The 12981-nt window shown below is 54.8% G+C and carries 12 protein-coding genes and 3 pseudogenes; 3 read left to right on the forward strand and 12 right to left on the reverse strand.

Going from position 1 to position 12981, the window contains the following annotated elements:
- Window positions 1–509 precede the first annotated feature (509 nt).
- The gene (locus QTL96_RS15300) at window positions 510–977 is read right to left on the reverse strand and encodes an Hsp20 family protein (protein WP_289728297.1); all 468 of its coding nucleotides are present in this window, start codon (window positions 975–977) and stop codon (window positions 510–512) included.
- Window positions 978–1684: 707 nt separating this feature from the next.
- Between QTL96_RS15300 and QTL96_RS15305 the strand changes: the two genes are divergently transcribed.
- Complete coding sequence (locus QTL96_RS15305; protein ID WP_289728298.1) at window positions 1685–2011, forward strand: hypothetical protein; 327 nt, start codon at window positions 1685–1687, stop codon at window positions 2009–2011.
- A gap of 197 nt (window positions 2012–2208) precedes the next feature.
- On the opposite strand, the gene QTL96_RS15310 is transcribed toward QTL96_RS15305, so the two are convergent.
- The 5 genes from QTL96_RS15310 to QTL96_RS15330 form a co-directional block, all read right to left on the reverse strand.
- Complete coding sequence (locus QTL96_RS15310) at window positions 2209–3666, reverse strand: HWE histidine kinase domain-containing protein (RefSeq protein ID WP_289728299.1); 1458 nt, start codon at window positions 3664–3666, stop codon at window positions 2209–2211.
- Between the two features lie 17 nt (window positions 3667–3683).
- Window positions 3684–3986 carry a circadian clock KaiB family protein gene (locus tag QTL96_RS15315; protein WP_289728300.1) on the reverse strand — a complete coding sequence of 101 codons (303 nt, stop codon included), beginning with the start codon at window positions 3984–3986 and terminating at the stop codon, window positions 3684–3686.
- An 11-nt stretch (window positions 3987–3997) separates the two neighbouring features.
- Window positions 3998–5683 carry a circadian clock protein KaiC gene (kaiC, locus tag QTL96_RS15320; protein ID WP_289728301.1) on the reverse strand — a complete coding sequence of 562 codons (1686 nt, stop codon included), beginning with the start codon at window positions 5681–5683 and terminating at the stop codon, window positions 3998–4000.
- 47 nt (window positions 5684–5730) lie between these two features.
- The gene (locus QTL96_RS15325; RefSeq protein ID WP_289728302.1) at window positions 5731–6102 is read right to left on the reverse strand and encodes a response regulator; all 372 of its coding nucleotides are present in this window, start codon (window positions 6100–6102) and stop codon (window positions 5731–5733) included.
- A 286-nt stretch (window positions 6103–6388) separates the two neighbouring features.
- On the reverse strand, window positions 6389–7090 hold the full coding sequence (locus tag QTL96_RS15330; RefSeq protein ID WP_289728303.1) for a Crp/Fnr family transcriptional regulator: 702 nt from the start codon (window positions 7088–7090) through the stop codon (window positions 6389–6391).
- 118 nt (window positions 7091–7208) lie between these two features.
- Here QTL96_RS15330 and QTL96_RS15335 point away from each other — a divergent pair, with 118 nt between their 5' ends.
- Both QTL96_RS15335 and QTL96_RS15340 read left to right on the forward strand, forming a co-directional pair.
- Window positions 7209–7445, forward strand: coding sequence for a hypothetical protein (locus tag QTL96_RS15335; RefSeq protein WP_289728304.1), 237 nt, complete (start codon window positions 7209–7211; stop codon window positions 7443–7445).
- 226 nt (window positions 7446–7671) lie between these two features.
- Window positions 7672–8437: pseudogene (locus tag QTL96_RS15340) on the forward strand (hypothetical protein); the annotation flags it as partial.
- A gap of 187 nt (window positions 8438–8624) precedes the next feature.
- Here the strand turns inward: QTL96_RS15340 and QTL96_RS15345 are convergent.
- The 6 genes and pseudogenes from QTL96_RS15345 to QTL96_RS15370 form a co-directional block, all read right to left on the reverse strand.
- On the reverse strand, window positions 8625–9860 hold the full coding sequence (locus tag QTL96_RS15345; protein ID WP_289728305.1) for a CHASE3 domain-containing protein: 1236 nt from the start codon (window positions 9858–9860) through the stop codon (window positions 8625–8627).
- A gap of 241 nt (window positions 9861–10101) precedes the next feature.
- Window positions 10102–10242 (reverse strand): annotated as a pseudogene (locus tag QTL96_RS15350) (DUF892 family protein); the annotation flags it as partial.
- A 199-nt stretch (window positions 10243–10441) separates the two neighbouring features.
- Window positions 10442–10927, reverse strand: coding sequence for a PRC-barrel domain-containing protein (locus QTL96_RS15355; protein WP_289728306.1), 486 nt, complete (start codon window positions 10925–10927; stop codon window positions 10442–10444).
- Window positions 10928–11063: 136 nt separating this feature from the next.
- Window positions 11064–11203 (reverse strand): annotated as a pseudogene (locus tag QTL96_RS15360) (IS5/IS1182 family transposase); the annotation flags it as partial.
- A gap of 741 nt (window positions 11204–11944) precedes the next feature.
- Window positions 11945–12244, reverse strand: coding sequence for a hypothetical protein (locus QTL96_RS15365; RefSeq protein WP_289728324.1), 300 nt, complete (start codon window positions 12242–12244; stop codon window positions 11945–11947).
- Window positions 12245–12347: 103 nt separating this feature from the next.
- Window positions 12348–12539: a CsbD family protein gene (locus tag QTL96_RS15370; RefSeq protein WP_289728307.1), complete on the reverse strand. Its 192-nt coding sequence runs from the start codon at window positions 12537–12539 to the stop codon at window positions 12348–12350.
- Between the last annotated feature and the right edge of the window lie 442 nt (window positions 12540–12981).

Raw genomic sequence — 12981 nt, forward strand, 5'->3', positions numbered from 1 at the left:
GGCGATCCCGCAGATCGAGGCGACTGCGACTAATACGACGACAATCATTGAAACTGCTCCTGAGACCAGCTGTAGATCGTCATCCTTTCGCTAATATTCAATATCCCGCAGAAAACTTGAACGCGCATAACGTAAGAACCGCGATAAGTCCCTTCTCGTTTCCTCTTCTGACATTGCTGCTCACCTATCGTTTACGCTCTGTCCGCGAGCAGTCTTCCCCGTCGACGGATCGCGGGGCATCAGCACTGGTAAAAATGCCTCGGGCCGTCTCGACCATGCGCTTTAGGGCGTCAGGGTCTTTCACGCCTTGCCCGTAAAGTTTCAAGGTCATCGCCGCGAGGCGCTGTCCGTCCTCAGACGCTCTGTCGAGATTTGTCTCGTTCGCGATCATCTCGAAGACGCTCTGGCAGACGGCTATGTCATCCCCGTCAAAGTATTCTAGCTTTCCTTCGCTTATCGCGCACATGATGGCATAGGCGGCGCAATGCGCGCCGCCCCTCCTCCACGGTTCACCCTACCTGATGTTCACCTTCAATCTCCAGCGGCGCTGAAGTCTGCTCGCGGCCGATCGTGATTTTACGCGGCTTCATGGCTTCGGGAATTTCGCGCTTGAGGTCGATATAGAGCAGACCATTCCGCAGCGACGCGTTCTCGACAGTCACATGATCCGCCAGCTCAAAACGCCGTTGGAAACCCCGTGTAGCAATACCGCGATGCAGGTATTCCGCTTTGGAGTCGTCGGCTTTCCCGCCCTTGACGTGGAGTACATTGCGCTCTTGCGTAACATCTAGGTCACCGCTTTCAAAGCCAGCCACCGCCATGATGATGCGGTACTCGCTGTCGCTCACCTTGAGGATGTCATAGCGCGGCCACGCGTCGACGGCATGCTGGCGCTGAGGATCGTTCAGAAGGGAGAACACGCGGTCAAAGCCAATGCTGGACCGATAGAAGGGTGCGAGGTCGAAATCGTTTCTCATAATCAAAGCCTCCGTAAAGCGAGTTGATTTTGAACGCGGGATAACCGGCGTTCTGTGCCCTGGCCCCTATTAGGCGACCAGCGCGAAACGATTTGGGAACACTAAAATCGAGTTTCAAGACGACGAGTTCGAAAAAAATCACCTGTGTCGTCTTGGGGTTTGCACCGAGCAGGTGGCCCTGCCCCACTAAGCTGTTGAGCCAATGGCTACGACGTTAGGGTCATTGAAGGGAGCAGTCATCATCGTCGAGTGCCGGCGGTGCCAAATCCTTGGGGAGATGGATCGGAAATTGATCGTTAAGCGGTTTAAGGCAAGCGCGCCTGTCTTACGCGTCCGGCGGGGACTTGTCGGCGTGTGCGACCGCATGCGGTGCGAGGATGGCGAAGACCGTTGCTTGGCCATGGTAAAGGCCGGCTCTTAGCGGTCTTGTCGCTCGCTGGCGCATTGGGTCAGCACTGGACCGTGATGATCGCCACGCCAACCTCTGCCGCGGCTTTGATGAGTGCGTCCAGCTGGTTCAGGGGGCGCCTCGCCAAGCTTGGCGTCGCGATGTCGAAGTTTCAGTTGAGACCGAATGTCTGCAGCTTGATTGCTCGTCGCCTTGCAGAAAATTAACGCAGTCTGACCTATCGGTTGAAACTTGCATAGATCCTCGTCGTTATGGACGTGATGCGCGGCATTCGGTCCGAGCAAAATTGGAAAAGGCCATGAGAACGATTTTTATCACTGCAGCTATTGCGCTCGTTGCAACGCAATCTTTTGCGATCTCGCGAATGAATCCGCTGTCGATGACCTGTGAAAGAGCCAGGGCTACAGTCCACAACGAGGGTGCAGTCATCTTCCGCTGGACGTCGCCACGGGGACTACCAATCTACGATCGCTTCATTCGCAACAGCCGTTACTGCGAAGCGAACGAAAATGCGGAATGGAAAAACATCCCGACGCGAGACGATCCGTCTTGCCCGGTTCTGGCCTGTCGCAACCTGGATTTACGACCTGGAAGCGGTTTCTTCATCCCAGATAATAGTCTTTGACGCTATCCGGCCCTGCATCTATCGGCCTTTTGGCGGAACTTGCAGAACGTGGACATGCTGGCCTCGAGAGCTGTGAGACACCTGTCAGACAGGCCGCAACGGTTGGTGGTTTTTGCCGCAACCTCAAGCATAGACCGGATGCTGCAGATACTTGGAAGTGGCGTATACCGTTAGGCAGGATGGGACGAGCTTTCAAATCAACCAGAAGCTGCAACATCTTCACTAGGAACCCGGATACAACACGTTAGCCCGCTCTCATTGAAAATTATCTCCGCACCGCCTTGAGCGGAATAATTCAAGCTTCGTCCAATGACCGTGCTACCAAAGCCCTTTCGTGTTGGCTCCGTCACCGGAGGTCCCCCACTCTCCACCCACTTGATGACGCGCGACCCGGAGCCCTGGTCTGACTCGAGTTCGACGGTTACCGTTCCGGCGTCGTTCGAAAGAGCACCATATTTTGCAGCGTTTGTGGTCAGCTCGTGGATAATCAACCCTAACGGAACAGCCGCTCTCGGGAGGATATCGAGGTCGCCCCCTTTGATCGCGAACCGTGTTCGAAAGTTTTCAACAAAGGGCTTCAACTCGGCCGCCATCAAGTCGCTCAGGCGGATAGATGTCCAAGAGCGATCCGCAAGCACATTGTGTGTCGCCGCGAGAGCTTGAATACGACCGGCAAACGCGCGTCTGAAGCCGTCAACGGTGTCTTCAGTCGACGCCGTGCGATTGGAGATCGAAACGACAAGCGCAAGTGTATTCTTTACGCGGTGGTCTAATTCCCGCATCAGGAGAGCTTGTTGGCGTTCGGCTTCCTTGTGACGCGAAAGATCGATGAGCGTCACGACAGCGCCCTTCGTTTCGTTCTCGGCAACTCGTAATGGCGCAGCACTGACAAGCAGCGGCTGCGAGTTACGTTCATAAAGAGCGGAAGCCTCGATCCCCTGAACCGAGTGACCGGAGAGCGCGAGCGATATGAAATCGTCGCTCTGCATCAATCCGGTGGTCGCCCTGAATTCGAGTTCGAAAACCGTACTGAACTTCGCACCGACGGGGTCGCGCCGACACAATGCCAGCGCGGCAGCATTCGCATGTGACACGAAGCCTTCCGTGTCCGTCACGATAACGGCTTCTGCGGCGGAGGAGAGAACCGCCATCGCCATTCGCTCTGCCTCGTGAGCTCGCTCGTCATGTATGCGGTCGGTTATGTCATCGAACGTGACCGCTATGGCATCAGAAATACCAAGCACAAGCTTGTCAGCTTTTAACAGAAGGATGCGGTGGCCGTCATCGCGCAGAATTCGAATGTCCCTCGATGATCTCTCCTCACGCGCCTCGGCAAGGAGATCAAAGAGCGCCGCGCGGCTCTCGACATCAAAAAGCTCAAGGATAGCCTCACCAGCAACTCCTTCGGGAACGCGCAGCAGTTCCGACAGCGCGCCGTTATGATAAAGAAGATTCCCTCCGAGATCGAAAGCGGCCGCGCCGATATCCATAGCTTCCATAAAGGAGCGATAGGAGTCATCGCCGCCGAGAGTGAAGACCTCTTCGAGATTGGCCCGACCCTTTTGCACGACCAGCGCGTCAACTTCGCCCTCGCGGATCGCTCTGATAATCTCTTCAGCCTCCTCGAGCCGTTGTAGCAGCTCAAAGCGAGACATTCGGTCTGTTATAGAAGTCATTCGGTTCCGCTGACCTGCAGGTTGATAAGCACCTTTTCCGTGTTCGACAGATCGCCGATGACCTTTCGGATCGGGACCGGCAGTTCTCGAACAAGCGTTGGAATTGCTACAATGTTATGCTCGCGTGCCAGATGCGGTTGCTTTTTTAGATCGATGACTTCAACAACGTATCGTCCAGGAAGTTCTTCGGTACATATTCTTTCTAAGTTGCGTATCGCTGCAAGCGATTTCGGTGTTTCGCCGGCTATATAAAGCGTCAGCTTTTTGGGCGCGCCACCTTCAAATTCGGGATTTTCCATTCCAGCTGTCCTTAATTTTGGCTACGGCGGCTCGTTTTCATTTCAAATTCATCGGCAACGGCCTGCCTGAGATAATCACTTTCAGCTTTCGCAGCTCTTTCGAGTTCAACGCCATCAGCCTCTATCTCGGCCTGAAGCGCCTCGATTTGGGACAGCGTTTTGGCGCGCTTGTTTTCCAACTCTTGCCTGCGACGGACGATTTCTTCTTTTCGGTTAATCTCCAAACGTCGCAGACGCGCTTCTTCTGCCTTTCGCGCCGACCCTGTCAACGCTTTACCGTCGCCAATGTAAGGCTCAAGCAGCGAGATGCCTGTTTCGGACATAACGAACTCGCGGACCTGATTGGAGTGTGCAGTACCCCGAGCCTTTAGCAAGTAGAGCTCTCGGTTGAACTCGCCTCCGACTTCCCTGTTCAGAAGCAAAATCCAGGCGTCCATGAGAGACGATAGGCCGGCATCCGTCTCGTCAGTGCCGATCTGAGAGTGCGTCAAGTGGGTAAACACCGCGGTGACGCCCCGCGACTTCAAGAAATCCACCATGCGCAAAAGCATGGACTGAATCTCGAGACTATCGCCAGTCCCTGTGAAAGCCGATATCGGATCGAGTACAACGATCGTCGGGTCAAACCGTCCAATCTCCCTCAGCATCACGGCTAGGTGCATTTCCAAGCTGTAGAAAGTGGGGCGAGTAGCAATATGCTGTAGTAATCCGCTGTCGATATGAGTTTGGAGATCAGTGCCCACCGAACGCATGTTACGAACAGTTTGGTCGCGAGACTCTTCAAATGAGAAATACAGGGCTTTCTCACCGCGCATACATGCCGCATCCATGAAGCTCGCTGCAAGTGTGCTTTTGCCCGAGCCGGCCACCCCACTCAACAGAATGCTGCTTCCGCGATGAAAGCCACCCCCAGCCAACATCGCGTCTAAGTCGGCAACACCCGACGAAACGCGTTCATTCGAGACCTTATGGTTCAAGTTTAGGCTGCTGACCGGAAGAACGCTGAACCCATCCTCATCAATAAGAAACGGGACTTCATTCGTTCCATGGGCGGTACCGCGGTATTTGACGATCCGCAGACGCCGTGTGGAGATTTGATTATGGACGCGATGGTCGAGCAGAATCACACAGTCGGAAACATATTCCTCCAAGCCCTGGCGAGTAAGGCTGCCATCTCCACGCTCCCCAGTGATGATCGTGGTAAGTCCCTTGTCCTTCAACCAGTCAAAAAGCCGGCGTATCTCGGCACGTAGAATGGCGGGATTGGTAAAGGCGGAGAAGAGGCTTTCGATCGTGTCAAGAACGATGCGTTTTGCCCCAACCTGATCGATGGCTAGCTCAAGACGAAGGAAAAGGCCTTCGAGATCATAGTCGCCGATCTCTTCTAATTCCGAGGGATCGATCGAGATATGCTCAATGTAGACTTTGCCTTCCTCGATCAGACGATTGACTTCAAAGCCTAGCGACGAGACATTGCTGATAATATCAGAAGGCCGCTCTTCAAATGTAACGAAAACGCCAGGTTCATCGAATTCGCGTGCTCCGTTTAGCAAGAACGTGGAGGCAAACAGTGTCTTCCCGCAACCCGCAGTGCCACATACCAGCGTCGGTCTGCCCGTAGGGAGGCCGCCGAGCGTTAGTTCATCGAACCCCTCGATGCCAGTGCGGGACTTACTGATTCCTGAAGAGGAGGACATTGAACAGATTCCATTTGGTGACAACTAATCGCGGGCGCGGTAGGCTATCATGATATACGAAGGGTGTCATAGATGGCCGAAACCACCCTTTCGTGCAAGTACGGCTTTTCCAGAAACACCGCTCCTGCAGGCAGAACAGCAACGTCCCTGACTTTTCCAGAAGTGATCACAAGGCCAATCTCTGGCCATCGCGCGCTCACTATAGAAGCCAAGGCCAAACCATCGAGGTCCCCAGGCATGTTAATGTCGGTGAAGATCGCGTCGATCTTCTGTCCCTGCTCAAGTATTTGAAGGCCTCGGTCAGCTGTAGGCGCTTCGATTACCTTAAATCCGGCATCTGAAATGAAATCGGCGGCGTCTAACAAAATGAACGGCTCGTCTTCGATAATGAGGACGACCGGCGGTGATGAGGTGTGCATTGATCGGCCCTATCGATTATGCGCCGTCATATAAGTTAGATAACGCGTACGGCAAGTCGTCTCCTGGACAGTACGATAGAGTACCCAATAAAACCCGCCGCCTAGCTTGGGATTGGCGAGGCAGGGCGGCAAATAGAGTGCAGGGAGAGAACTCTCGTTTAGCGGGAAAGCTGTAACACACAACTCTCACCTGCGCACGCCCTACGTCCGTCCCGAGGGGCAAGGCCTTTGGGACATCGATTGGTTCGGTCGAAAACGCCCCCACCAAGTGAGCCGATAAGATCGGTCAGCGACCGATTAGGCGATCGTACTCACGTTCCGGTATTCCATACGATCCTCCGGCCAGAGCCTCCAAGCCCTTTCGGTTACGGATTGTCACAATCCCACGTGTTGATCGTATTAGGCCTTCACCCTCTAGCACGTGCAGAGCGGTCGTGATGCCGGGCCTACGTACCCCCACAAGCAATGCAATATAGTTGTGAGTGATGTCCATCTCGTTCGCCTGAAGTCTGTCATGACACATCAGAAGCCAGCGGGCCAATCGCTCTTCAAGTGTAAATTTCGCGTTTGCCAACGAGGTGTAAGCCACCTGACACGCAAAGACATGAAGATAGCTGATCAGAGGGATTTGCAGGGTGGGGCTAGTGAGTGTGGCTTCGCGCATCGCGGAAATAGAAAGCTTATAAGCAGTTCCAGAAACATTCATTTCGATAAAGTACGGCACCACGTTGTCGCCGATTATCGTCGAGCTCGGGACAAAACCTTCCCTCCCGAACATGCCAGCTTCGGTGGTCCTCCCATCTGGTGCAACGGCCATGACAGTTCCTATTCCACTCTCCGGGAAGTAGACATACTCGAGGCTTTCACCTGGCTTGGCGATATTAAAGTGGGTCGCGACATCAACCCGCTCAAGGAATGGAGCGATGAGATCGAAATCCTGCGGCTTGAGGGCCTTCAGTATTTTGTTAGAAATTTCGTCCTGCCTCATCGTCACTTCCCTCTGCACTGGTAGCCGTCGCGCCGCCTCGGGCGACCGGACAGTCGACAAACGACCGCCGTGGTATTTGACTTTCGGAACCAAAACATCAAGGGAACGTTCTCGCGGGATGCGATACTATTTCCACATCCGTGACGGTCTTGATATCGAAATCGACCCAGAGGGCACCGAGCTGCCTTCGGTCACTGCGGCTCACGAAGAGGCACGCGATGCAGCGCGGGAAATAGTCGCCGAGATGGTGCTTCGCCAAGAACGTATCAGTGGGAAGACATTCCAGGTCACCGACGAGACGGGCTTGATTATCACTCTCATACCCTTTGCGTCTGTCTTGCGTCTCGACTCCTGACGGTCTCCTCCATTCCTTGACATGCTAGCGTCCGAGGCTTCAAGCTCGCGCTTTGCTATAAACGGAGCCTTTGGAGGCTCTGGATATCGATAGCCTTTAGCCTCACGGCAAGCTCGTTCCGTTGGCAACTGGGATTGATGCCACTAATCGATGCACGAAACGTCTAGCGTTGAATCTTCGACTATAGGTTCGTTTGAACCCTAGCGATCCAGCGTGGGCGGCTGCTGTCGCGAAGATGCAAGCCAACACGTCCGACAAGTGCGCCTTTGCCTGCCACGACATCGCGAGCGGCAACAAGAGCTACTACAATCTTGCAAAAACACTTGGTGTGACCATGCGCATCGACAGTGTTCGTCAGGCGACCCAGCAGTTGACGACGACGGCCAAAAAACACTCGAGTTATCAGCAACCAGTTCCGGATGGGCGTCTACACCTTTGGGACCAAAGCCGAAGATGCCAAACTTACCACCATTTCGAATCCGACATACGACTTGGATCAAGTTCGATCTTACACAGATGCTGTCGACCTGATGACAATTCCAAACCAGGGCTACAACAGCGACCACAAGCTTTGATAGTGCACTGACCAAATGAACACCATCGTGACCACTCCGGGTAGCGGCAACACGTCTGCGGACCCCCAGAAGGTCCTGTTTTTCGTGGCCGATGGCGTGGGCGACAGCTACAAGCCATGAACATGTACGAAGAAAACAACTGGCGGCCGCTGCCAGGAACCCATCGATACGAGTTTCTGCGCTCCTCTGAAGGCGCGCGGCGTGACGATCGCCGTTCTTTACACGACCTACCTGCCGCTTCCCGCAAACAGCTGGTACAACACCTGGATCTGCCCTTTCCAGAACCAGATCTCAGCCAAGATGGCTGAATGCGCCTCGCCCGGCCTTTACTTCGAAGTCACGCCAACTGACGGCATCGCCGATGCAACGAAGGCTCTGTTCCTGAAGGTCGTAAAGCAACCGCGTTTGACATCCTAGCAACGACCGAACTTCTTTGATGGGGCCTGAATACTTCGCCCCATCATCGACCTCACTCTTTCCGAAACATTTAGAGCCCTCGGTGTTCACCCGCACATAGCCCATCGCGCCAAGCGTATCTGAACGCGAGCTCGAAACGCGCTTTTATGCCCCCTAAATGCTTGGCCAGCCGCAGCGGAAAGTTTCGTTAGTGTTGCCGTAAATGGAAGGTGCTTACGGGACGTGCGATGTTCTTGACTTGCTGGAAGCCCCCATCGACAAACTTCAAATTTCGGTGCTTTCTGACGTGATCGCGCACAGCGCGAGAGATGCAAATCCCGCCCGCATCAGCTATCCCCTCCAACCGGGCCGCAATATTGACGGTATCTCCGAAGATGTCCCCATTCTCAACGATAACGTCGCCTACATTGAGACCTATCCGGAACTGGAGCTGCTCGCCCTCCGGCACCTGAACATTATTCAGACGCATGGTCTCTTGAATATCGACTGCGCAATCCACTGCGGAAAGCGCGCTCGGGAACGCCGCAACGACGCTATCACCAGCGGTATTGACTATCATGCCGCCCTGTTGAACGATGATTTCGTCAATTGCTTCCCGCGCCACCTTTAGCTTGGAAAGGGTGGTCGCCTCGTCACGCTCCATCAGGCGACTGTATCCCACCAAATCAGCAGCCATCACAGCCATTAGACGCCGGTCGAAGCGGGTAAGGAGCTCGTCCCTTGTGCGCTCAGCTTCGCGCGCACGGCCAGTCGCCATATTAAGTGCAAAAAGCGCCATGCCGCCGGACAATGTTGCCAGACCCGCCATGGTGATTTCGATCCATGTCTTTCCCGCCTGCGCCAGACGGGATCGCTCGGCCAGTCTGACGGCCTCCTCGTCAGTCATCTGACGAAGAACACTGCGGATCCCATCCATGATGATTTTGCCCTGCCCGGTCGCCAACAGGGCCTTTGCACCGTCTAGGTCACCGCGGCGTCTGTGATCAACGGATTGCTTCAACTCGGAGAGTTTCTGTGCAATCAAACTCCGCAGGTTTGAGATATTCGCGACTTGAAACGCGTCATCCGCCGTCCTTTTCGCAAGCCCGTCAACGGCCAGACCCACCGTTGGAAGGGCCTCAGAATACGGGTCGAGATAGAGCTCATCGCCAGTCAGGAGGTAGCCACGTTGCCCTATTTCTGCATCTTGAAGTAGTGAACGAATTTCCGAAATCGCAGACTGGTTCGCAATCGTATCGCGCACCTTTTGTTCGACCTGGCGGTCATGTGCCGAAATGGAAACTGTCAGGTAGATGACTGCGATCACGCCAACGACAACCAGCAGGTTAACGGCGCGCGTTGCCCGCCTGGAACGCAACTTGCCCGCTGCCAGTTGATGAATTTTGAGCCCCCACGGCAGATTCCCTTCATGAAGAATGCTCACCCGATTCCAACCTCTTANTAAACGCGGTTAAGCTTGTTTCGTTCACTTTGCAGAACGTGCACCTTCGAACGCTTGTAGCTATGATGTTCAATTCGGTAATCTAGGTCAGCGGTGCCGAGCGAAACTTTCCAAATCAAGATCTGTCGGGCGTGATTTCGGACAATTTACCCCGCCGGAAGCGAACGATGCGGCGGTCGGAAAATGATGGTCACTCTCCTCAGCGGAGGGGCTGACCCGTAGCTCACTTGTTGATCGCGGTAACCGCCAGGTTGGTCAGCTTGTTGTTGGCGGCATTGTCCTTGTCGAGGATCTACGTGAGCGCCACATGGGGTTCCTTATTACTGAGGACCTTGGCCCATTCTCGAAGCGAACCATAGCGCGATGATGATCGACTGCTTTCTTCAGCCCGGAAGGCCCTGAAGCTATCCGAAAACGGAAGTAAGGTTCCGGTCCAGCTCTTCGACCAATTTCTAAGGGCGCTCCCAAAGTGCGCCCAACAAAAAAGGCCGGGCGAAATTCGCACCGACCCTCTTCTATCGCGTGGCGCCGCCGCAATATCGCGGCGGTCGCCAGCAAGGTGACTACTTCTTGAACTTATCGTAATCTAGCTTCGGAGCCTTGGACAGGGCGTCCTTGGTCGTGTCGACATATGCCTTCCAGGTGCCGTTGTCGTTGTTCAGCGCGACAGACGCCGGGTCGAGAACGACGTAGCTGGTGCCGATGCCGAGGAAGCCGCCTACGCTGGCGACAATACCAATCACCGACTTGCCCCCACCGACTACAACGTCAGAGATCTCGCCGACGGACTCATTCGTCTTGTTGTAGATGTTGACGCCGACGAGCTTAGATGTGACGAGATCGTCATCCTTGATCTCGACGTACTTCAGCGGCATCGTGGCGGCAGTGCCCATCGCAATGCCCGGACCTGCCATCATGGCGTCGGATCCGGCAGCTGCCGTGGCAGGCGCCGCGGGGGCGGCCGGAGTAACCGGTGATGCCGGCTGCTGGGCAAAAGCAGCGCCGGACATTGCGGCAAGCGAAACGGCGGCGATGATAACCTTATTCATTGAAATTCCTTATAGCTCTTAAACGCACGGTCCTTTGTGCGGGGTGAAAACGCTGACTGCTGAATAATGTTCCGCGCAAGAGTTGATACTGTATAGAGCTGGATGTCCTAAGGAGCGGACTCTTAGGTGACGCGATCCAGATCCTCGTCGCGGGAAGTTTGAGCCCGGCAAGGTAATTGTCTGCACGTCGTAGCGCGTCGCCAGACCAAGCATCGTGATGTTATTGAAGAAGCGCTCCACTAGGTTTCGCTGGCGATATACTCAGCGGCTGAAGCTCCAGTAGTCGGTTGGGAGACCGAGACAGAACTCCCCACAGCTGACGAAGAAAACGCGCTGGAAATCGCCCCAAAGCTGCCTCGAGAACGGCGTCGGGATCTCCCTAGCTTGAAAGAAGTTTTAAAGATGTCAGGCTTTTCAAGCATGTCTGACTCCAGTACCTTGGCGCTGCCCCCCGCGGGGCCTTTTTTCTCCGCCGCCTGGGATGCGACACCAGAGGCGATCAGTTTCCGCAGGGTATGGGTTCACGTAATTTGATGAACCGGAAAATGAACCGGATGCAAATGCGCGAACCAATCAATCAAAAACATAGCATTTTGTTAATATGAAGATAACCCGAGGTCGGTAGTCCGAAGCGATGAGCAGTCATCTCACCGACCGTTACGATCTGAAACGCGACGCTGGTGGTCGCTGGACGGTAATCGATGTATTCACAGGGAAACCGACCGATTACCGCGGGCGCTTCTTGCGATGGAGGGACGAGAGGCTTTCTCGATGCCTCTGCGCCATGCTCAATTCGATCGATCATCACCGTCGACGCCTCGCAGGTCGAGCGATAGTAAAAGGTTGCTCATCCCCGCCAGGTGTCGAAGACGAGAAGTGCTAGCATCAGAAAGAAGAGCGCCAGTCCAAGCACGGACCAGATTGATATACCCCTCTTCTTACTAGAGTCCGGGGTCCGCCGACCCTGGTAAGGAGTTTGCTCTGGGCCTCGATCGAATTTCGGAGGTTCGGCCACGGCTATTGCGCCGTGAAGAAGGTGAGAAGGACCTTGCCTTTTTCGCCAAGGAGGCAAACGAAGCGGTCGGGCTTCCCCGTCTGCTGCTTGCGGGAGATGTAAGCTTCTCCAAGGACGACCGTTTTCACAGGAACGTCACCAACTTTGGTATCCGCCTTGCTGACGGCAATACTTTCCATGTCGATAACGAGGTCCGTGATCTCGTGCGAACGTTCTTGTAGGGCCAGCAACCCGGTCGACTTGCAGGCGTCGACCGCCGGATCCGCGGGCGGTTTGTCCTGAGCCTGTGCGCCAAAAGACATCAATGCAAATCCCGCAGCACATACCGCTGATTTTTTTATTTTCATGAGTTCCCTCTTGAAAAAAAGCCCGAGACCAGCGCGGGCTCACGATATCGATCCGATATCAGGCCTTGTCGACGACTTTCTTCACGGCTTCCTTGGCATCGCCCTTGGCGACTTGAGCCTTGCCCTTGGCTTCCTGAACGGTCCCCTTGGCCTGCTCTTCGTGATTACCGACGGCCTTGCCTGCAGCCTGTCGAGCCTTGCCTGCGACTTCGTTTGCCTTGCCGTTGATCTTGTCTGACGTGCTTCCCATGGTCGGATCTCCTCGGTTATGGTCACGGAGAAAGTCGCGGGCGGACGTTTCGTTCCACGTTTGGAATGGCGCAATGAAAACAGCTATTTGATCGGTGGTGTTGGCGGCACCAGGGATTAGAGCACCCCCCGTAGCTTTCCGCTCTCGTTGACCCCTGCCCGAAACCATCTCAGAAGCTCGACTGCGGCTTTGAAGTGCCTCCGCCGAATTGGGCTAGAGTTTTCTCTCCCGCCGGAAATCGGCGACGATGCGGTTTACCATCATGGTTTCGTCAGGGCCAAGAGGCCGTAAGGTCTGCCAGAATGCATGAAGCGTTGAACGCCACATTTGATCGTTTTGATCACGACGGGTATACAGGAGTCTATCGACGGCTCAGCCTTGCGTCCCTCACAGGTGCAGTGCCGATATCCGCATTATCAATGGATCGCGCTAGACCGAGGAG

The organism is Rhizobium sp. S163 (assembly GCF_030380805.1).
Lineage (GTDB): Bacteria > Pseudomonadota > Alphaproteobacteria > Rhizobiales > Rhizobiaceae > Rhizobium.